Annotated in this window: 19 protein-coding genes; 13 read left to right on the forward strand and 6 right to left on the reverse strand. The window is 65.5% G+C overall.

Annotated elements, in window-relative coordinates:
- Window positions 1-119 precede the first annotated feature (119 nt).
- The 7 genes from JQ507_34435 to JQ507_34465 all read left to right on the forward strand — a co-directional run bounded on the left by JQ507_34435 (window position 120) and on the right by JQ507_34465 (window position 5,815).
- Window positions 120-737, forward strand: a complete 618-nt coding sequence (locus tag JQ507_34435) for a hypothetical protein (protein QRI69873.1) — start codon at window positions 120-122, stop codon at window positions 735-737.
- Window positions 724-1,104, forward strand: coding sequence for a transcriptional regulator (locus JQ507_34440; GenBank protein ID QRI69874.1), 381 nt, complete (start codon window positions 724-726; stop codon window positions 1,102-1,104). Before JQ507_34435 ends, JQ507_34440 begins: the two co-directional genes overlap by 14 nt.
- Before the next feature lie 29 nt (window positions 1,105-1,133).
- A complete protein-coding gene (locus JQ507_34445; GenBank protein QRI69875.1) occupies window positions 1,134-1,874 on the forward strand; it encodes a di-trans,poly-cis-decaprenylcistransferase in 741 nt (246 codons plus the stop codon).
- Between the two features lie 126 nt (window positions 1,875-2,000).
- On the forward strand, window positions 2,001-3,527 hold the full coding sequence (gene bchE / locus JQ507_34450) for a magnesium-protoporphyrin IX monomethyl ester anaerobic oxidative cyclase (protein QRI69876.1): 1,527 nt from the start codon (window positions 2,001-2,003) through the stop codon (window positions 3,525-3,527).
- 154 nt (window positions 3,528-3,681) lie between these two features.
- Window positions 3,682-4,062 (forward strand): aminoacyl-tRNA deacylase, encoded by a 381-nt coding sequence (locus tag JQ507_34455; GenBank protein ID QRI73637.1) that lies wholly within the window; start codon window positions 3,682-3,684, stop codon window positions 4,060-4,062.
- A gap of 63 nt (window positions 4,063-4,125) precedes the next feature.
- Window positions 4,126-4,272 (forward strand): response regulator, encoded by a 147-nt coding sequence (locus JQ507_34460; protein QRI73638.1) that lies wholly within the window; start codon window positions 4,126-4,128, stop codon window positions 4,270-4,272.
- A 304-nt stretch (window positions 4,273-4,576) separates the two neighbouring features.
- Window positions 4,577-5,815, forward strand: coding sequence for a threonine ammonia-lyase (locus JQ507_34465; protein ID QRI69877.1), 1,239 nt, complete (start codon window positions 4,577-4,579; stop codon window positions 5,813-5,815).
- Between the two features lie 88 nt (window positions 5,816-5,903).
- Here the strand turns inward: JQ507_34465 and JQ507_34470 are convergent, their stop codons facing one another.
- From JQ507_34470 to JQ507_34485, 4 genes are all read right to left on the reverse strand, one after another.
- Window positions 5,904-6,419, reverse strand: coding sequence for a DUF1697 domain-containing protein (locus tag JQ507_34470; protein ID QRI69878.1), 516 nt, complete (start codon window positions 6,417-6,419; stop codon window positions 5,904-5,906).
- A gap of 7 nt (window positions 6,420-6,426) precedes the next feature.
- Complete coding sequence (locus tag JQ507_34475) at window positions 6,427-7,068, reverse strand: glutathione S-transferase (GenBank protein QRI69879.1); 642 nt, start codon at window positions 7,066-7,068, stop codon at window positions 6,427-6,429.
- A gap of 95 nt (window positions 7,069-7,163) precedes the next feature.
- Complete coding sequence (locus tag JQ507_34480) at window positions 7,164-7,469, reverse strand: hypothetical protein (protein ID QRI69880.1); 306 nt, start codon at window positions 7,467-7,469, stop codon at window positions 7,164-7,166.
- Window positions 7,470-7,663: 194 nt separating this feature from the next.
- A complete protein-coding gene (locus JQ507_34485; protein ID QRI69881.1) occupies window positions 7,664-8,776 on the reverse strand; it encodes a helix-turn-helix transcriptional regulator in 1,113 nt (370 codons plus the stop codon).
- A gap of 503 nt (window positions 8,777-9,279) precedes the next feature.
- Between JQ507_34485 and JQ507_34490 the strand changes: the two genes are divergently transcribed.
- Window positions 9,280-10,413 (forward strand): hypothetical protein, encoded by a 1,134-nt coding sequence (locus JQ507_34490; GenBank protein ID QRI69882.1) that lies wholly within the window; start codon window positions 9,280-9,282, stop codon window positions 10,411-10,413.
- A gap of 60 nt (window positions 10,414-10,473) precedes the next feature.
- Here JQ507_34490 and JQ507_34495 read toward each other — a convergent pair whose 3' ends face one another.
- Window positions 10,474-11,079, reverse strand: a complete 606-nt coding sequence (locus tag JQ507_34495) for a TetR/AcrR family transcriptional regulator (GenBank protein QRI69883.1) — start codon at window positions 11,077-11,079, stop codon at window positions 10,474-10,476.
- Window positions 11,080-11,190: 111 nt separating this feature from the next.
- Between JQ507_34495 and JQ507_34500 the strand changes: the two genes are divergently transcribed.
- The 4 genes from JQ507_34500 (at window position 11,191) to greA (ending at window position 17,459) form a co-directional block, all read left to right on the forward strand.
- The gene (locus tag JQ507_34500) at window positions 11,191-12,228 is read left to right on the forward strand and encodes an NADP-dependent oxidoreductase (GenBank protein QRI69884.1); all 1,038 of its coding nucleotides are present in this window, start codon (window positions 11,191-11,193) and stop codon (window positions 12,226-12,228) included.
- Window positions 12,229-12,580: 352 nt separating this feature from the next.
- Window positions 12,581-13,753: an efflux RND transporter periplasmic adaptor subunit gene (locus tag JQ507_34505; protein ID QRI69885.1), complete on the forward strand. Its 1,173-nt coding sequence runs from the start codon at window positions 12,581-12,583 to the stop codon at window positions 13,751-13,753.
- Window positions 13,750-16,896, forward strand: coding sequence for a multidrug efflux RND transporter permease subunit (locus tag JQ507_34510; protein QRI69886.1), 3,147 nt, complete (start codon window positions 13,750-13,752; stop codon window positions 16,894-16,896). Before JQ507_34505 ends, JQ507_34510 begins: the two co-directional genes overlap by 4 nt.
- A gap of 80 nt (window positions 16,897-16,976) precedes the next feature.
- Window positions 16,977-17,459 (forward strand): transcription elongation factor GreA, encoded by a 483-nt coding sequence (greA, locus tag JQ507_34515; protein ID QRI69887.1) that lies wholly within the window; start codon window positions 16,977-16,979, stop codon window positions 17,457-17,459.
- 130 nt (window positions 17,460-17,589) lie between these two features.
- On the opposite strand, the gene JQ507_34520 is transcribed toward greA, so the two are convergent.
- Window positions 17,590-18,228 (reverse strand): GntR family transcriptional regulator, encoded by a 639-nt coding sequence (locus tag JQ507_34520; GenBank protein ID QRI69888.1) that lies wholly within the window; start codon window positions 18,226-18,228, stop codon window positions 17,590-17,592.
- A gap of 123 nt (window positions 18,229-18,351) precedes the next feature.
- On the opposite strand from JQ507_34520, the gene bioB reads away from it, so the two are divergent.
- A complete protein-coding gene (gene bioB / locus JQ507_34525) occupies window positions 18,352-19,347 on the forward strand; it encodes a biotin synthase BioB (protein ID QRI69889.1) in 996 nt (331 codons plus the stop codon).
- Window positions 19,348-19,394 lie beyond the last annotated feature (47 nt).

The raw sequence follows: 19,394 nt of genomic DNA on the forward strand, positions 1-19,394 counted from the left end.
GGTTTCGCTGCAATCCGCGCAGTAACCACCCGTTAAACATCATGCGGCGCGGACGGCCGGTGCCGCTTGCGTTTACTTGGTGATCCCGTATACTTTGCATTACAAAGTTCGGGCGAATCATGCGCGACCTCGACAAGGCCTTGGCCGACATTCTTGCGATCCGCAGCCAGATTGCGGCGGGGACCGCATTCCGCGGCTACGGTCCGGCAACGGTGGCTGTCACCAGCGGCATCGCGCTGGTCACGGCGCTCGCCCAATATCTCTGGCTCGATGATCCCACCGGTCATCCGATCGCCTTCCTTGCCGGCTGGGCGGCGGCCGCGCTGCTGTCCGCGGTGCTGATCTGGATCGAGATGCAGGCACGCTCGCGGCGGCATCATTCCGGCCTTGCCGACGCCATGGTCCAGCAGGCGATCGAGCAGTTCGTTCCCGCCGTCATCGCCGGCGTCTTGCTCGCGGTGCTGCAATGGAAATTCGCGCCGGAGACGCTGTGGATGCTGCCCGGCCTGTGGCAGGTGCTGGTCAGCCTCGCCGTGTTCGCCTCGGTTCGCCTGTTGCCGCGCACGATCGCGCTCGGAGGCGCCTGGTATTTCCTGTCGGGCTTCACGGTGCTGTTGATCGCAAGCCAGAGCCACGCGCTGTCGCCCTGGACCATGGGACTGCCATTCGCGATCGGCCAGTTGCTGCTCGCAGCGCTGTTGTATTTCGCTTCCGGAGGCCATGATGCCGAAGACTGACGTGACCACCGCGCCATTTGCCTATGATGGCCTCGACCGCGTCATCCACGAGAAGGCGCGGCTCGGTCTATTGACCTCGTTGATGGCGCATCCCAAGGGGCTCGCCTTCGCCGACCTCAAGCAGCTCTGCGGTCTGACCGACGGCAATCTCAGCCGGCATCTTCAGGTGCTGCAGGAGGCCGGCCTCGTCGATGTCATCAAGGGTTATGAAGGCAATCGTCCGCATACCAGCTGCCGTCTGACCAAGAGCGGCCGCCGCCGTTTCCTCGATTATCTCGCCGTGCTCGAGCAGTTGGTGCGCGACGCGGCCAAAGCCGCCGGCAAGGACGAAGGCGCATCTGGCCGCCTCGGTATCCAGCCGATTTGATCATCCCTTTTTTGCCCGGAGACTTTGTGATGCAAAGCAACGTTGCGCTCAAGCCGGACGCCGTCGCCCGGCTCCATGTCGGCATCATCATGGACGGCAACGGCCGCTGGGCGACGCGGCGCGGCCTGTCGCGCCTGCGTGGACATGAAGCGGGCGTCGAGGCGATCCGCCGCATCGTCGAGGCCGCGCCCGACCAGGGCGTCGGCACGCTGACGCTGTACGCATTCTCGAGCGACAATTGGCGTCGTCCGAAAGCCGAAGTCGCGGCGCTGATGGGGCTGTTGCGGTTCTATCTCGCCAACGAGATCGCAGCCCTGGTGCGCAACGGTGTCCGCCTCACCGTGATCGGCCGCCGCGACCGGCTGCCCGACGGCATCGCCGCCGCGATCACGCGCGCGGAGGCCGAGACCCATGGCGGCACCACGCTGCATCTGCGTATCGCGATCGATTACTCGGCGCGCGACGCGATCCTGAACGCCGCCGCGCGCGCGGCCGGCGCCGGTCCGTTGAGCCGTGAGGCCTTCGCCGACCTGATCACCGGCGAAGCCGGCCTCCGCGATGTCGACCTGATCATCCGCACCTCGGGCGAGAAGCGGCTGTCGGACTTCCTGCTCTGGGAAGGCGCCTATGCCGAACTGCATTTCACCGAGCGGATGTGGCCCGAATTCGAGGCCGATGATCTCGCCGACGCGCTCGCCTCCTTCCACCGCCGCGAGCGCCGCTTCGGCGGGCTGACCGCGATCGCGCCGGCGGAGGTGGCAAGCCTCTAACTCATCGCGCTTTAGCGCGGCGGACCGCGCCTTCGATTCTCTTCAAGCCCGGCCGGGGGGTTGGGCTCTCCTTTCACAAGATGCGGGGACGAACGATCACGCCAACCAAAGCGGGAGCGATCATCCATGCGCATTCTTCTCATCAACGTGCCGCACCCGGCGATCGGCAGCCGGATCCCCGACGACCATCTGCCGCCGCTCGGCCTGCTGTCGATCGGCGGTCCGTTGATCGACGACGGCCACCACGTTCGTCTTCTCGATGCCGAGTTCGGCCCGATGCCGGTCACAGCCATCGTGGCCGAGGCGTCGCGATTCTCGCCCGATGCGGTCTTGTTCGGCCATTCCGGCTCCACCTCGGGCCATCCCGTCATCACCGAGGTGGCGCAGGCCATCGTCAAGGCCCTGCCGAATGTGCGGATCGTGTATGGCGGGGTGTTTCCGACCTATCACTGGCGCGAGATCTTGCGCGAAGAGCGCTACGTCACTGCGATCGTGCGCGGTGAGGGGGAGGAGACGGCGCGCCGCCTGATGCGGGCCCTGGAGACCGGCGGCGATCTCCGCACCATCAACGGCATCGCCTTCCGCGATGATTACGGGCCGCGCGTCACGCCGCCCGCGCCTGTCATCCGCGATCTCGATGCCTATCGCATCGGCTGGGAATTGATCGATCACGCCCGCTACAGCTATTGGGGAGGTTTGCGCGCCGTCGTCGTGCAGTTCTCGCGCGGCTGTCCGCATCTCTGCAATTACTGCGGCCAGCGCGGTTTCTGGACGCGATGGCGGCACCGTGATCCCGTGCGCTTTGCCGGCGAGTTGGCACGGCTGCACCGCGAGCACGGCGTCAAGGTGATCAATTTCGCCGACGAGAATCCGACCGTCTCGAAGAAGGCCTGGCGGACGTTCCTCGAAGCGCTGATCGCGGAGAATGTCGATCTGATCCTGGTCGGCTCGACCCGCGCCGACGATATCGTCCGCGATGCCGATATCCTGCATCTCTACAAGAGAGCGGGTTGGCAGCGCTTCCTGCTCGGCATGGAGAACACCGACGAGAAGACGCTGCAGCTGATTCGCAAGGGCACCACCACCACGACCGATCGCGAGGCTATCCGCCTGATGCGCCGGTACGGCATCCTGTCGATGGCGACCTGGGTGGTCGGTTTCGAGGAGGAGACCGATCGCGATCACTGGCGCGGCCTGCGGCAGCTTCTGTCCTACGATCCCGATCAGATCCAGATGCTCTACGTCACGCCGCATCGCTGGACGCCCTATTTCCGTCTCGCGGCAGAACGACGTGTGATCCAGACCGATCGCCGCCGATGGGACTACAAGCATCAGGTGCTCGCGACCCGACACATGCCGCCGTGGCGGGTGCTGCTCTGGTTCAAATTTACCGAGATGGTGCTGCAATGCCGACCCAAGGCCTTGCTGCGCGTGCTGTTGCATCGCGACGCCGGGCTTCGTCACGCCATGCGCTGGTACACGCAGATGGGGCGTCGGGTCTGGCCGCACGAAATTCTCGGCTTCCTGCGCGACACCAGGTTGACGCACGGGCCGACGGTGCGGGAATTCTGGGGCTCGCCGCAGGATGGCGAAGAGGAATCGATGTCGTCGCACCGGCCCGAGCGCAGCGTCGGCACGTCGCGCGTTGCGTAAATCGATACCGTCATGCGCGGTTCTGGATAACTGGCGCTGATGACTGGACGTCGGAGTCATCAGCGCGATAATTTCCAGATCGGCTGCGCAGAACAAAAAGAACCGTGGCGGTCGAGGCGTTGAGTTGAGCATACAGGTTGCGATTCTAAAAATATTGGCCAGTCACGTCAGCGGCAGAGCCACCATCGATTCGCTCAAGCACGACCTCGCCATTCTCTCTTCGAGCGGCGACGATTGGCATGCGCGGATCAAACGTCTGGCATCTCGGGTTCCCGAGCTCGACATCTTCAGCAACGGTTATGTGCTGCGTGATGCCGAAGGCTGGGAGATCACACCGGATGGACGTGCGTTTCTGCGCGCGCTGGAAGCCGTTACGCAAGACAACCTGCCGCCCGCCCCGTCGGCCGGGACCGCAGTCCGTGCCGCGGGCACGCTGATCGTGGTCGGTCGCCGCTTCCGGAACAGTACGCGGCCGCAACGTGATGCGGAGCCGAGCACGTCAGTGCGCCGCCGGCCGTCCCGCGAGCCGCGTTGAACCTCGCAGCGTCGCCGGCGACCTACCTTCGGGACGTGGTTCTGGAGGTCGCAAATGACTGCATTGGCTCAATCGATCGCTCGGGTATTTCCGGCCAATTCGCTTCGGAGCAGCATCGCCCGGCATGTCCTGCTGCTCGGCTTTGCGGCCCTGTTCGTCGCGGTGCTCAGGGCAAGCTATGGCCTCGATCTCAGTGCGGGGTTCTTCTGATTTTTCCGGCAGCAAGTCATATTGGGTTAACCGGACCGGGATAGCTAAGCGCACGCTTTCCTTGCATCTCGAACCTGGGCCGACCTTCCATGGACAAGCCGATGCGCTGCCAGTGCGGCAGGACGCGAACCATTGTGCTCGACAAGCATTTCCGCACCGCGTTGCTGTGCCTCAAATGCGATGAGACACAGCTGCCCGCGCTGGCACGGCCGGAGCAACGGGTGTTGACCACGCGATAGCCGGTCGTCTTCGGCGCCGAAACCCGCTAGGTTCCGTCTGACGAAACGGTCCAAAGCGAAACCCGATGCCGCATCCTGCCGATACCACCGCCCTCAGCCCAGCGGGCGTCACCCTTGCCGATATACGCCGTGCCGCCGATACCATCCGGGGCTCGGTGATGGTCACCGCGTGCAACGAAAGCCGCACGCTGGGCGACATCTGCGGTTGCCGCCTGTTCCTCAAATTCGAGAACTTGCAATTCACCGCGACCTTCAAGGAGCGCGGCGCGCTGAACAGGCTGCAGGCGCTGTCGCCCGAGGAGCGCACGCGTGGGGTGATCGCGATGTCGGCCGGCAATCACGCCCAGGGCGTCGCCTATCACGCGAAGCGGCTCGGCATCCCCGCCACCATCGTGATGCCGACGGGCACGCCGATGGTGAAGATCGAGAACACCAGACGGCACGGCGCCGAGGTCATCATCACCGGACAGACGCTGGAAGAATGCTTCGCCTTCGTCGGCGCACATGCTGAGCAGCGCGGCCTGATCCTGGTCCACCCCTATGACGATCCGCTGATCATCGCCGGCCAGGGCACGATCGGGCTCGAAATGCTCGAGGCGGCGCCGGAACTCGATATCCTGGTGGTGCCGATCGGCGGCGGGGGGCTGATCTCGGGTATCGCCACCGCCGCAAAGGCGATCAAGCCGTCGCTGCAGATCATCGGCGTGCAGGCTCAGCTCTATCCGTCGATGTACAATGCCGTCAAAGGCACGCAGCTGCCGATGCGCGGCGACACCCTCGCCGAAGGCATCGCCGTCAAGGCGCCCGGGCGGATCACCACTGAAATCGTCCGCGAGCTCGTCGACGATATCGTGCTGGTCAGCGAGGATCAGATCGAGCGCGCCGTCGCGACCCTGATCTCGATCGAGAAGACGGTGGTCGAGGGCGCCGGCGCCGCCGGCCTCGCCGCGGTGCTCGCAGCGCCCGAGCGCTTTGCCGGCCGCAAAGTCGGCCTGGTGCTGACCGGCGGCAATATCGATACCAGGCTGATCGCCTCGGTCCTGACCCGTGAGCTTGCGCGCGAGGGACGGCTGACGCAGCTGGCGCTCGACATCGTCGACCGGCCCGGGCAGCTCGCGGCGGTGTCGATCCTGCTGGCCGACGCCGGCGCCAACATCATCGAGGTCTCGCACCAGCGCACGTTCTCCGATCTGCCGGCGAAGGCGACCCTGCTCGAGCTCGTGATCGAAACCCGCGACCGCGCCCATCTGGAGGATGTGCTGGCGAGGCTCGATGTCGAGGGATTTGTTGTGCACGAGCGCTAGCAACGCAAACCGCGCTTTAACCGTCATCCTGAGACGCCGCTGCGCGCTTCTCAGAATGACGGTTCGGAGAAAACTGGACGAGCTTTCTCTAGCCGTCGCCCGCCGCCAGCTCGGCGAGCTTCGCGATGGTGTTGATGTTGCGCGCGGTGCCGTTGGCGGCGGCGGGGATCTTCAGCTTCGAGCGGCCCATGCCGCTGCCATAGGCGACGTAGATCTCCCGCTTGCCGAGCCGCACTTGCTCGTCCTGCTGGCCCCTGACGTCTTTCAGGGCGTCCTTGGGTGGCGGCTCGTCGAGGAAGATCGCGACCGTAAAATTCGGCGGCGCCTTCGGAAACGGATTGGCCTTCAGCACCGCGGCGATCTCGTCCGCGCTCCTGACGGCAACGCCGACCGGCTTGCCGGCGTAGGCGTGCAGCCGCTGCTCCAGCGCGGCCTTGACCTTGGCCGCGCCGAGCCTGGAGGAGAACACGACGTTGCCGCTGGCGATGTAGGTCTCGACGTCGGCAAATCCCGCATCGACGCACATCGCCTTCAGTTCGGTCATCGGCAGCTTGCCGGTGCCGCCGACATTGACGGCGCGCAGCAGGGCGACGTAGCGCGGCATCACGGCCTCACGTCAGCAGCAGCGCCATGCCGGGATCGCCCTTCTGCATCGCGCGCTGATAGGCCGGGCGCGCCGCGATGCGGCCGAGATAATCCCTGATGCCGGGGCAGCGGCCGAGATCATAGGGCAGGAAATAGCGCATCGTCGTGAGCGAGAAGCCGATCATGATATCGGCGGTGGTGAATTGGTCGCCCGCGAGATAGCGCGCCTCGCGCGCCCGCGCCTCGATCAGATCGAACGAGCGGTCGACCCGCGCCCGGGTCGCCGCCAGCATCGGATTGTCGGCCGGCAGGTTGAGCCGGTTCAGGATCATGCTGCGGCCCATCTGTGCCTGCAGCGTGCTGTTGGCGAAGTGAAACCAGTACAGGAACCGGGCGAAGTCTGGATGATCTGATTTCAGCGTCAGCCGGCCATTGCCGTATCTGGCGACGATGTACTCGACGACAGCGCCGGACTCGGCCAGCACCAGGTCGCCGTCGGTGATGACGGGCGCGGCGCCGATCGGATGCAGCGCCTTGTAGTCGGCGGGCGCGAGCATCGTGACCGGATCGCGCGTGGTGCACTTCAGTTCATAGGGGATCTCCAGCTCCTCGCACAGCCAGACGATCCGCTCCGATTGCGACTTGCCGAGATGGTGAACGGTGAGCATGAAGGCTCCTGGAGCATGATCCGGAAAAGTGGACACCGGTTTTCCGAAACGATCATGCGAAAATAATGATCATGACGCGCTTCCATAGAAGCGCATCAGGCGTCCTCTTTCTTCTTCGCGGGCTTTTTGGCCGGCGGCGGCTCTTCCATCGCCCGCTTCATCGCGCGGGCGTAGGCGTCGGCGGCGTTCTCGGCCGAATTCTGCAACCGCTTGGCGGTCGCCGTCGCGTTCAGCATCGTGCTCTTGGCGAGGAAGCGGAAGCGCGCCTTGGTCTCCTTGTCCTTGGCCTTGGCCGCGCGCGCGACCCAGACGGCCTGGCGCTTCTTGGCCGCCGCCATCACGGCCTTGGTCTGGGCTCTTGCGGTCTGCCGGATGACGGCGTCGAGGTCGGCTTCGGCCATTCAGATGCACTCTATTCACTGGACATGCGCCGAACGGGCGCACGAAGGGAGGGGAGCTACCACTAGCTCAACCGGCGCCGTTTGAACATGCCGATCCGCTTGCGATGCCGCCGGGAGCATGCCGCCGCAATGACGGCCAACGTGATCGGTCGGGTTGTGGGGCGCTTCCAGGCTCGCCTGAGCGCGGCGTAAGTCTATTCCGCCGACGAACCCGGCGGCACCTTGGCGCCGGCGAGCAGTCCGGCGAGTTCGACCTGGCGGCCGAGCCCGGTCTTCGCCAGCACGGCCTTGAGCTGGTTGCGCACGGTTTCGCGGGAGATTCCGAAGGCGATGGCGATCGCCTCGACGGTTCGTCCTTCGCCGATGCCGCGGGCGACCCGCGCCTCGGCCGGCGTCAGGTCGAACAGGCCCTGCAGCACCTCCGCGGTCGGCACCTCGGCCGGCACCACCGGCGTCACGATCACGATCGCCAGTGCGCGGTCGAACAGGTCGCGCGCCGCGCCACGGATCGGGACCAGATGCACGATGAGCGGCGGGCGCTCGTCCTGTGCAGCGATCGGGACCGAGCGGACCTCGCCGCTGATGAGCCCGTGATCAAGTGCACCGACGGCCTGCGCGAACAGCGCATCGGCGGCAGGCGCCGCCAGCGCCAGGCGATCGGTGCGATCCTGCATCACATCGGGCACCAGGCGATCGAACAGCGTGTTGGCCGCCATCAGGCGGCCGCCGCGGCGCAGCACCCCCGCGGGCAGGCCGAGCATCGCCAGCGATTCGGCGGCGGCCTTCGCGCGCTCCATCCCAAGCCGCGCCGACAGCAGCGCCGCCCGCGCCAGATGCGGGCGCAGTGCGTCGAGCTGTTCGATCGCCTCCCGCTCGATCGGCCCGTGCCGGTATTCGCGCTCGACGCTGTAGATCAGCACGTCGCCGCTCGGCACTGGGATCGCGGTACCGGCGCCCCATCCGAGCCCGCGCGGGCGGAAGAATTCCCGGATCTGGAAATCCTGCTGCACTTCCTCGGGCGTATCGAACACGTCGATATCGCGCAGGAAGCCGGCATGATTGGCCGCGAGCAGGCGCGGCAACCGCCCGTTGCGCTCGTGCCAGCCGCCTTCGACATAGGCAACCGTGTCATCGTGCATGTCGGGGGAGGCGACCCAGCGCACGTCCTGCGGGGCCGCCGTCAGCAGCACGATGCCGCGGGCCCGCGCGATCCCGCCGACCTGATGCAGAACATTCGGCCACAGCTCGGGGAGGACCGCGGCCTCATAGGCCAGTTCAATCAGATGCGCGTGCAGGTCGTTCGCCATCGGCCATTCCAGAAACGCTGTTGCCCAACAGATAACCCGTCGATCCCGGAATGAATGCCTAGAGCAATTCGGTCTGGCCCACGAGTCCGGGCTATTCCGGTGCGACCGCTCGCATCACGATGGATCGCGGCTCTTGGACGATTTTGCAGGTGATCTTCGCGCCGTCTGATGGGGCCGCGCTCGCTGGGCAGCGACCCGATGCCAAGGTCACCGAGGTCAAGCCCAAAACTTGATGATCGAGACCCGATGATCAGGACCTGACGTTCGGCGCCGGCTAAGGCGAGATTGAGTCTGCGTGACAATCAGACATCTTTCCGAAGCGTCTCGAAACGCTTTGCCATGAATTGCGACAGCGCGCGGCCGGGCAGCGTACACGTTTGCAACGCTGCGCATGATCCTTCGACCATGAACATCCTTTAATTTGTATCCGCGCGACTTGTCGCGCCTGCTGGGCCGCCATCTTGATGGCACCAGTCGAGCCGTCGCCGGCTCGGGGAGGACCGATGATCAGCCGCAGGGCGCTTTCCGGATTACTGATGACGTTGGTCGGCCCCTCATCGGTGACCGGCAACACGCTGGCTCTCAGTCACTGCCGGGGATCGTGCGCCAATGTCGATCTGCCGACGCTTGGCTACGATACGTTCTGCCGGTCGTTCTTCGATCTCGCGGCAAGCGGAAAGCTGCGCGCGGTCGCAACCGGCCCCGATGTCCGGCGGGAGATGCGGTCGCTGTTCCGGGCGCGGCGGCTCTATCGGCCATCCCGCGAGGACATGCGGGTTCTCTGGCGCGATACGGCCGCGGGGTTTTCGGTCGTGAAAGTCGAGTTCGATCTGGAATGCGGCGTACCGGTGCGCGGATGCCTCGGGATCCCCGACGGTGCGTTCAAGGGATTGATCCTGCTCGGCCACGGCATGGCGAGTACGCCGGAGCGGTGCTTCGACGACGCTGACAAGGACTACATGAACGCGCTCGGCAAACAGCTTTGCCAGGATGGTTATGTCGTCTGGTGCCCCTACATCGTGCAGATCGGAAATCAGGAGAGCCAGAACAACATCGCCGCGATGCTGGCATCGCATGGCATCTCCGCGCACAACGTGTCATGCGCATCGATCGACGCCGGCGAAACGGTCTGCCGGAGGTTGACCGGAATGTCCGGTCTGCATGTCGGCGTCTATGGGGTGTCCTCGGGCGCCTTTCTCGCGCTGCATCTGGAAGCCGCGACGGGGCGGATGCGGCCGACCGTCGTCTCCGGATATATGCGTGACGAGAAGAAGTTCCTGACATCGTCCGTCATCAGCAAGAACCTCGGCATCGAACTTGCGGCCTACATCCATTTCGCCAACAGCCGCGCCAAGTACGCCGGCGCGGAGCTGGCGTACCTGGTCTCTCCGTGTCCGCTGTTCGTCGAGATCGGCAGCCGCGATGGCGCAAACACCACGGAACTCGGGCGTGATGAGAAGTTCGCCGAAATGCAGTCCGTCTACGCAGCGTCGGGTCATCCGCATTCGATCGAGATGGCGCTGTTCGATGGCGTGCACGAGGTTGGCGGCAAGCGCGCGCGGCCATGGCTGTACGAGCAGCTGGCATCACCCGCCTACCAGGTCACCTCGCGCCTGAAGAACGCTGTTGCGTTGTGATGATCCGCGGGTGCTGTCCTTGTGCGCCCCGCGGCGGATGGGCATCGCCAAAACCGTTGATCATCGGTCGGCCGCGGCGCGCCGTCTGGCCAGGCTGGATTCGACCAGCGCGATCAGTTCCCGTCTGAACAGCGGCGAGGCGAGCAACCCGAGCCGTGCCGCATCGTGGACGACGCCCGCCACCGCGGCAGCGAGGACCTGAGCGGCGATCGCGCTATCCACGGCGGTGTCGCCTCGCCTGTTGGCCGTGAAGAACGCGTCGCAGCCGCTGCGATACTCGGTCTCGAACCGGCGGTGCGTGGCCTCGCTGGCTGCGTCGCGGGGGGCTTCCTCGAGCAGCACCCGGTGCGCGGCGGGAAAGCGACGATGCACCGCGATCATGCCGTCGACGAACGCGGCGACACGGCGTGCCCGAGGCGTCGCGGCGTCGGTCGCTGCGCGCAGCACCGCCAGCACCTCGTCGAAGTGACGGCGCCGGACCGCCTCGACCAGCGCGAGCTTGTTGGGAAAATACTGATACAGCGACCCGATGCTGACGCCTGCCGTCGCGGCAACCGCGTTGGTGGTCGTCGCGGCCCAGCCGCGCTCGCCGAGAATGCGAGCCGCGCCCTCGAGGATGATCTCGATGGTGGCGCGCGAGCGGGCCTGTCGCGGGGCTTTCCGCATCGTGCTCGTCGGTTTCGGAATGCGAGTGGTCAGGCGCGCCTCTCCGCCGGTAATGTGAGCATAGTGCTCACATTCTGTCCGACGGGCGGATCAAGTCAAAGGATATTCATGATGGCGGGGGAGACCGCGCGCGAGGTCAGGCTGACGATCAGGCCCGAGGGACTGCCGGGGCCGCAGCATTTCGAGCTGGTGGACGAGCCGCTACCGGTTGCAGGCGCGGGTGAGGTGTTGGTGCGCAATCGCTGCTTCCTGGTATCGGCTTCGCTCCGCCAGATGGTGAGCCAGGGCGCGGAGGATGTGCCGGGGGTTCCGTTTCCCGCGCTGCGCCCGGGCGACGGCCTGCGCGGCGAGGCGATCGGCGAGGTCGTGATGGCGCCGACAAGCAGCGGGCTGTCACCTGGTGACATGGTGCTGCACATGTTCGGCTGGCGCGATTACGCCGTTGTTCCGGCCGTCCAGTGCCTCCGGCTGGCTGCGCCGCTGCCCGATCCGCTCGGTTACCTCGGCTATCTCGGGCATGGCTGGACCGCCCACGCGGCGCTGACGCGTGGCGTGCAGATCCGGGCCGGCGACACCGTCTTCATATCGAGCGCGGCCGGAGCGATCGGCTCGATGGCCGGGCAGATCGCTCGACTGCTCGGGGCGGGGCGCGTGATCGGCAGCACCAGTGCATCGGCGAAAGCGGATCGGCTGGTCGCCGAGCTCGGCTATGACGCCGCGGTGATCCGCGGCACCGACAAGTCGTTCGTTGCGCAACTGCGCGAGGCGGCGCCCGACGGCATCGATGTCTTTCTCGACAATGTGGGGGGCGAGCAGTTGCAGGCCGCCGTGGCCGTCGCGCGCGAGCATGCGCGCTTCGTCATCACGGGGACATTGTCGGGGCAGCTAGCCGCGGCCGGAACCGGGCGTGTGGCGCCTGTCGTGTTGGACTCCACCCAAATCCTGCTACGGAAGATCACCATCCGGGGCTATAGCGCCGACGACAATCCGGAAGCACGCGACGAGTGGTTCCGCCGTCTGGCCGATTGGTGCCGCTCCGGCGATATCGCTCTTCCCCATGTCGTGATCGACGGGCTGGAGCAAGCCACACTCGCGTTGGCTGATACCGCGCGGGGCCGCTACTTCGGTATGGTCGTCATCAGGCTTTGATGGCCTGTCGAGCCGACGGCACTCGATTCATGTCAATCGATGCGCCGTTGTCGCCGCTCAAATCGAGGCGACTGTGTTGATCGGCGGCCGACACGCATGCTCATGCGGTCCGCCGTCCCTCCAATCCGCTGTCGTCGGCCCAAACCCGGAACCAGGGTTACAGGATTGTCGGATTGGACTCGTTATGATTTGCTGCAACGCATCTTGCCGATCCCTGACCTTCCCGGGTCTGAGGGACGTCGACGTCATATCCGTCTCGTAGAGCTTGTTAGCCGAAGGGTTGAGCAGCATGGGTGGTACGGAACGAAGCTTCGGTGGACTGACGAGGTTTCTGGTATCGGCGGGATTGGCGGTGGCGGGAGTTTCAGCGGCTCATGCGCAGGCGGGGCCGCCCGGGCCTCCTGCCGTTGGCGTGTTCGAGGCGGTGAAGCGGCCGGTCACCGAAACCAACGAGTTCCTGGGACGTATCGAGGCGCCCAACCGCGTCAACGTGGTGGCGCGCGTCACGGCGTTCCTGGACAAGCGAAACTTCGTCGAGGGCGCCGAGGTCAAGGCCGGCGACCTGCTGTATCAACTCGAGCGCGGCCCGTTCGAGGCCGACCTCGCATCGAAGAAGGCGCAGGTCGCCCAGTTGCAGGCGACGCTGGTCAACGCCAAGCTGACCACCGATCGCGCCAAGGCCCTGATGGGCGGTCCGGCCGGCCAGCAATCCAATGTCGATGCGGCGGTCGCCAACCAGCAGAGCCTCGAGGCGCAGGTGCAGGCCGCCCAGGCGCAGGTCGACCTGTCCCAGATCAATCTCGACTACACCGAGATCCATTCGCCGATCGACGGCAGGATCGGACGCACCGCGGTCACCGAAGGTAACGTCGTGACGCCGAGCTCGGGAACCCTGACCACCATCGTCAGCCAGGATCCGATGTATGTCACCTTTCCCGTGTCGGTGCGCGAGTCACTCGATCTGCGCGAACGCTATGTGACCCGCGGCGGCTTCAAGGCCGTCGTCATCCGGCTGCGCCTGCCGGACGGCCGGCTCTACGAGCAGACCGGCGAATTGAATTTCGTCAACAACACGATCGCACAGAACACCGACACCATCTCCTTGCGCGGCACCATCCCGAATCCATCGACCTATACCTCGGCCGCAACAGGCGGCTCGCTCCGCGAGCTCACCGACAATGAGTTCGTGACCGTCCTGCTGGAAGGCGTGCAGCCGGTCGAGGTGCTGGCGATCCCGCGCTCAGCGGTGCTGTCTGACCAGCAGGGCGAGTATGTCTATGTCGTCGGCGCGGAGAACAAGGCCGAGCAGAAGCGGATCCAACTCGGGCAATCGACCTCGACGATCGCGGCGGTGACAAGCGGCATCGCGCTTGGCGACAAGGTCATCGTCGAGGGGTTGCAGAAGGTCAAGCCGGGCGAGGTGGTCGCGCCGGGGCCGGCCAGCGCGCTGATCCAGTCGAGCATGAAGGTTTCCGCCGATGGCGGCGCCGGCAGCGCGCCGAAATCGACGGGTAGCAACCCATGATTTCCGCTGTCTTCGTCGATCGTCCGCGGCTTGCGATCGTCATCGCGTTCGTGATCACGATCGCCGGCGCGCTGGCGCTGATGCAGATTCCGGTCGCCCAGTTCCCGGACATCGTGCCGCCGCAGGTCACGGTCTCGGCCGTGTTCCCCGGCGCGTCGGCCGAGGTGGTCGAATCCAGCGTCGCCCAGCCGCTGGAGGCGCAGGTCGTCGGCGTCGACAAGATGCTCTACATGAAGTCGACCAGCGGCAATGACGGCAGCTATACGCTGACGGTCTCGTTCGCGCTCGGCACCGATCCCGACATCAACACCGTCAACGTCAACAACCGCGTGCAGAGCGCGCTCGCGCAATTGCCGACCGAGGTGCAGGCACAGGGCCTCACCGTGCAGAAGAAGTCCTCGGCCGTGCTGCAGTTCATCGTGCTGTACAGCAAGAGCGCCGAGCAGGATCCGCTGTTCATCACCAACTACGCCATCATCAACGTGCTGGACGCGATCTCGCGCACGCCTGGCGTCGGGCAGGCCTCGCTGTTCGCCAAGCTGAACTATTCGATGCGGATCTGGTTCGACACCCAGCGCCTGACCAGCCTCAATCTGGCGCCGTCGGACGTGATCGCCGCGATCCGTGCCCAGAGCGTGCAGGCGCCGGTCGGCCGCATCGGCGCGCGTCCGATCAGCAACGACCAGCAGTTCCAGTTCAACGTGCAGACCCAGGGCCGCCTGACGACTTCCAAGCAGTTCGGCGACATCGTGCTGCGGGCCAATCCGGACGGATCGGTGCTGCGGATCAGGGACGTCGCCCGCGTCGAGATCGGCGCGCAGAACATGGATTCGGAGTCGCGGATCGACGGCAATCCCGGCGTGCCGATGGGCATCTATCTCGCACCCGGCGCCAATGCGGTGACGACGGCCAAGGCCGTGCAGGCGACGCTTGCGAAATTGTCGGAGCGGTTTCCGCCGGGCCTGACCTACCTCGTGCAGTACGACTCCACGACCTTCGTCTCCGACACGATCAAGGAGGTGATGAAGACGCTCGGCGAGGCCTTCGTGCTCGTCGTGATCGTGGTGTTCCTGTTCCTCGGCAATCTGCGCGCCACGGTGATCCCGGCGGTCGCGGTTCCGGTCAGCCTGATCGGCGCCTTCGCGGTGCTGCTGGCGCTCGGCTATTCCGCCAACACGGTCTCGCTATTGGCGATGGTGCTGGCGATCGGCATCGTGGTCGACGACGCCATCGTCGTGGTCGAGAACGTCGAACGCGTCATGGAGGAGGAGCCGGAGCTGTCGCCGGCCGACGCCACCAAGAAGGCGATGACGCAGATCACCGCGCCGATCATCGCGATCTCGCTGGTGCTGCTCTCGGTGTTCGTTCCGATCGCGTTCATCCCCGGCATTTCCGGCACGCTATTCCGCCAGTTCGCGGTGACGATCAGCGCCGCGATGGTGATCTCGGCGCTGAACGCGCTGACATTGTCGCCGGCGCTGTGCGCGGTGTTCCTGCGCCACACCGGGCCGCGCCGCGGCATCATGGGACGGGTGCTCGGCAGCATCGACTGGGTCCGCGACCGCTACGCCGGCGTGGTGCAGCGGCTGGTCCGCGTCGCGGTGTTGTCGTTGGTCGCGGTGCTGGTGTTTGCCGGCGCGGTGTTCGGCGTGTCGAAGATCACGCCGACCGGCTTCCTGCCCGAGGAGGACCAGGGCGCGTTCTTCATCGCGGTGCAATTGCCCGACGGCGCCTCGGTGGCGCGCACCAGCGAGGCGACCAAGCAGGTCGAAGCGTTGTTGAAGAAGAACCCGGCGGTCGATCACGTGCTGTCGATTATCGGCTTCTCGTTGCTCGACGGCGCCAGCGAGCCGAACTCCGCGTTCATGGTGGCGCGGATGAAGGCGTTCGCCGACCGCAAGGCCGTCACGGATTCGGTGCAGGCCGCGATCGGACAGACTTTCGTCGGCGGAACGCAGATCCGTCAGGCCTCGGTGCTGCCGTTCAATCTGCCGCCGATCATCGGGCTCTCGACTTCGGGCGGCTTCGAATATCAGCTCGAGGCGCTGGAGGGACAGGACCCGGCTTCGCTCAGCAGCGTGATGGGCGGGTTGATCGGCGCGGCCAACCGCAATCCGAATCTCACCCGCGTGTTCTCGACCTTCACCGCGACCAATCCATCTGTCTATCTCGATATCGATCGCGCCAAGGCGCAGGCGCTCGGCCTCAACATGGCCGACGTCTTCACTGCGCTGCAGGCCACGCTCGGCGGTATCTACGTCAACAATTTCAACCTGTTCGGCCGCACCTGGCAGGTCAACGTGCAGGGCGATGCGTCCGACCGCCGCGACATTCCCGACATCTGGCAGATCTATGTGCGCAATACCGGCGGCGAGATGGTGCCGATCCGCTCGATCGCAAGCTTGCGGATCGTCACCGGTCCGCAGGTGATCACGCGCTACAACAATTATCGCTCGGTCACGGTGAACGGCAGCCCCGCGGCAGGCGTGTCGTCAGGCACCGCGATCGCGACGATGGCCGACCTCTCGAAGACGACGTTGCCGGCCGGCTACTCGTATGAATGGACCGGCACCGCCTATCAGGAGCAGGCGGCTTCCGGCCAGACCGGCATCATCCTGGCGCTCGCGGTGCTGTTTGCCTATCTGTTCCTGGTGGCGCTGTATGAGAGCTGGACGATCCCGATTCCCGTGCTGCTGTCGGTGACGGTCGGCGTGTTCGGCTCCTATCTCGCGATCAAGCTCGCTGGCCTCAACCTGGATCTCTACGGCCAGATCGGGCTTGTGGTGCTGATCGCGCTCGCCGCCAAGAACGGCATCCTGATCGTCGAGTTCGCCAAGGAGCAGCGCGAGGCCGGCAGGCCGATCGCGGAGGCCGCGACGATAGGTGCGCAAATGCGCTTCCGCGCGGTGATGATGACTTCGATCGCCTTCATCCTCGGCCTGGTGCCGCTGGTGGTCGCGACGGGTGCTGCGGAAATCAGCCGCCGTGCGGTCGGCACCGCAGTGTTCGGCGGCATGCTGGCCGCCAGCTCGATCGGCATCTTCCTGGTGCCGATGCTGTTCGTCACTTTCCAGAGTTGGCGCGAAGGCGTGAAGAACCGCTTCGGCCGACGGAGCAAGGCGGAACAACCGGCGTCGCACTAAGCTCCAGCCTAATCCAATCGCGCATTAGCGGGGTCCGCGAGGCGGCGCTATACTGTCCGCCTCATCGATGGAGTTCCGGATTGAGCGTTGCCTTCACCAAGGAAGAAAGTGCCGAGACCGCGTCCGAGACGCTGTTGCCAGACCGCCCCATTTCGCCGCATCCCAATCTGGTGACGGAGGCAGGACGGAAAGCGCTGGAACGTCAGCTCCAGCAGGCGCGCGCGGCCTATGAGGCCGCGCAGCAACTGGACGACGTCAACGAACGGCGGCGGCAATCGGCGGTTCCGCTGCGCGACGCGCGCTATCTCACCGAGCGGCTCCGCACTGCGCAGGTCGTCGCAGATCCTGCATCGACCGAAACCGTTGCCTTCGGCAGCACGGTGACCTTCAGCCGCGCCGACGGCCGCGTGCAGACCTACCGGATTGTCGGTGAGGACGAGGCTGATCCCAAGGCGGGCTCGATCTCGTTCGTCTCGCCGGTGGCAAGGTCGCTGATGGGCAAAGCCGTGGGCGACGTCGCGGGCTCAGGCGAGCAGGAACTCGAGATCGTCGCAATCGCCTAAAGCGGGATGGGATCAGGTTGAGCTGGAACGGCGTCGGAAGTTCACCTCTCCCAAGGGAGAGGTGAATCGTGTTCGTGGCCAAACCGATTCAACCTAACGTCATCCCGATCTAGCGGATTGCAGATTTCTGTCACGACGCCGACAGCGCAAGCCGCTCGATGGTCTGGATATGCCGCGCCAGAAGGCTGCAGGCCTGCTCGATGTTGCGGGCGCGCAGCGCCTGCAAGATCACGCGATGATCCTGGCTCGGCCGTGGCCGCCAGCCGGCATTGCGTGCCATCGCGAACACCAGTCGCGAATTCGCCAGCTGCAAGCCGTCGAGGCTGGCGAGCAGCCGCGGCATCGCGCAGGGCGCCACCAGCGCGTGGTGGAAGTCGCGATTGGCCAACTCGAATTCCTCGACCGTCTCGGCATTGTCGCCTTCGATCACGGCGACCTCGATCCGCGCCAGGAGGGCCGAGGTGAATTTCGGCGCCGCATTGCGCAGCGCGACCACCTCGAGCGCAGCGCGCATCTCGGCGATCTCCTTCACCGATTTGGTGTCGAGCGGCGCGACCCGCACGCCGCGGCGGGGGACCGCGACGACGAGATGCTGCGCCTCCAACTGCCGGAAGGCCTCGCGCACCGGGACGTGGCTGGAATGGAATTCCCGCGCGACATGGTCCTGCCGGAGCGGGGCATCGGGCGGCAGCGCGCCGCTGATGATGCCCTCAGCGAGCACCTCGGCAATGCGCCCGGCGGTCGTCGTGTTCTCGCCTTCGTCCATCATAGATTATCTATCATAAAAACGAGTGCACTGCCACACGGCCTCAGCTAGCATCATTCCAAGAGAGTGATCATAGATAATCTTATTGATTATCTATGATGTATCACAAACGAGAAGGCAAGCCCGATGGTTGATGTCGTTGAGATCGAACGGACCGACAGCCGCAACAGCGCTCCGCCCCGCAAGACCTGGGAGCGGGCGGAGGCCGAGGCACTCTATAATCTGCCGTTCGCGGACCTGATGTTCCAGGCCCAGGGCGTCCACCGCGCCAACTTCAATCCGAACCACGTCGAGACCGCGAGCCTGCTCAGCATCAAGACCGGCGGCTGTCCGGAAGATTGCGGCTACTGCTCCCAGAGCGCGCATTACGACACCGGCCTGAAGGCGACCCGGCTGATGCCGCGGGACGAGGTGGTCGCGGTGGCGCAGCGCGCCAAGGATGCCGGCGCTACCCGCTTCTGCATGGCCGCGGCCTGGCGCAGTCCCAAGGACCGCGATCTCGATCAGGTCTGCGACATGGTCAGCGCGGTGAAGGGCCTCGGCATGGAGACCTGCGTCACGCTCGGCATGCTGACGCCGAAGCAGGCCGAGCGCCTCTCCGAGGCGGGTCTCGATTTCTACAACCACAATGTCGATACCTCGCCGGAGTTCTACGACAAGATCATCACCACCCGCACCTTGCAGGACCGCATCGATACGCTGGCGCATGTGCGCGACGCCGGCATCAAGGTCTGCTGCGGCGGCATCATCGGCATGGGCGAGCAGGTCGATGACCGGCTCGGCATGCTGATGCTGCTCGCGAATCTTCCCAGCCATCCGGACAGCGTGCCGATCAACCTGTGGAACGAGGTTAAGGGCGTGCCGGTCAATGACACCGCCGAGCGCCCCGATCCGATCGGACTGGTGCGGCTGGTCGCAACCGCGCGGATCATGATGCCGCAGAGTGTGGTGCGGCTGTCGGCCGGTCGGCAATACATGACCGATGAACTGCAGGCGATGTGCTTCCTGGCCGGCGCGAACTCGATCTTCATCGGCGACGTGCTGCTGACCACCAAGAACCCGCAGCGCGACCGCGACGCCGACCTGCTGGATCGGCTCGGCATCACCTCCCGCCTCGCCTGATCGCAATCTTCCGCGAGCGCGCGGCCCAAGTCCGCGCGCGACCAACC

The sequence above is a fragment of the Bradyrhizobium sp. PSBB068 genome, assembly GCA_016839165.1.
Lineage (GTDB): Bacteria > Pseudomonadota > Alphaproteobacteria > Rhizobiales > Xanthobacteraceae > Bradyrhizobium.

Excerpts from the sequence above, each read along its gene's own strand:
- JQ507_34495 (QRI69883.1), bottom strand. The coding sequence starts at position 11,079 with ATGCGGAAAGCCCCGCGACAGGCCCGCTCGCGCGCCACCATCGAGATC.
- JQ507_34435 (QRI69873.1), top strand. The coding sequence starts at position 120 with ATGCGCGACCTCGACAAGGCCTTGGCCGACATTCTTGCGATCCGCAGC.
- JQ507_34500 (QRI69884.1), top strand. The coding sequence starts at position 11,191 with ATGGCGGGGGAGACCGCGCGCGAGGTCAGGCTGACGATCAGGCCCGAG.
- bchE (QRI69876.1), top strand. The coding sequence starts at position 2,001 with ATGCGCATTCTTCTCATCAACGTGCCGCACCCGGCGATCGGCAGCCGG.
- JQ507_34480 (QRI69880.1), bottom strand. The coding sequence starts at position 7,469 with ATGGCCGAAGCCGACCTCGACGCCGTCATCCGGCAGACCGCAAGAGCC.
- JQ507_34485 (QRI69881.1), bottom strand. The coding sequence starts at position 8,776 with ATGGCGAACGACCTGCACGCGCATCTGATTGAACTGGCCTATGAGGCC.
- bioB (QRI69889.1), top strand. The coding sequence starts at position 18,352 with ATGGTTGATGTCGTTGAGATCGAACGGACCGACAGCCGCAACAGCGCT.
- JQ507_34510 (QRI69886.1), top strand. The coding sequence starts at position 13,750 with ATGATTTCCGCTGTCTTCGTCGATCGTCCGCGGCTTGCGATCGTCATC.
- JQ507_34445 (QRI69875.1), top strand. The coding sequence starts at position 1,134 with ATGCAAAGCAACGTTGCGCTCAAGCCGGACGCCGTCGCCCGGCTCCAT.
- JQ507_34440 (QRI69874.1), top strand. The coding sequence starts at position 724 with ATGCCGAAGACTGACGTGACCACCGCGCCATTTGCCTATGATGGCCTC.
- JQ507_34520 (QRI69888.1), bottom strand. The coding sequence starts at position 18,228 with ATGATGGACGAAGGCGAGAACACGACGACCGCCGGGCGCATTGCCGAG.
- JQ507_34465 (QRI69877.1), top strand. The coding sequence starts at position 4,577 with ATGCCGCATCCTGCCGATACCACCGCCCTCAGCCCAGCGGGCGTCACC.
- JQ507_34475 (QRI69879.1), bottom strand. The coding sequence starts at position 7,068 with ATGCTCACCGTTCACCATCTCGGCAAGTCGCAATCGGAGCGGATCGTC.
- JQ507_34490 (QRI69882.1), top strand. The coding sequence starts at position 9,280 with ATGATCAGCCGCAGGGCGCTTTCCGGATTACTGATGACGTTGGTCGGC.
- JQ507_34470 (QRI69878.1), bottom strand. The coding sequence starts at position 6,419 with ATGCCGCGCTACGTCGCCCTGCTGCGCGCCGTCAATGTCGGCGGCACC.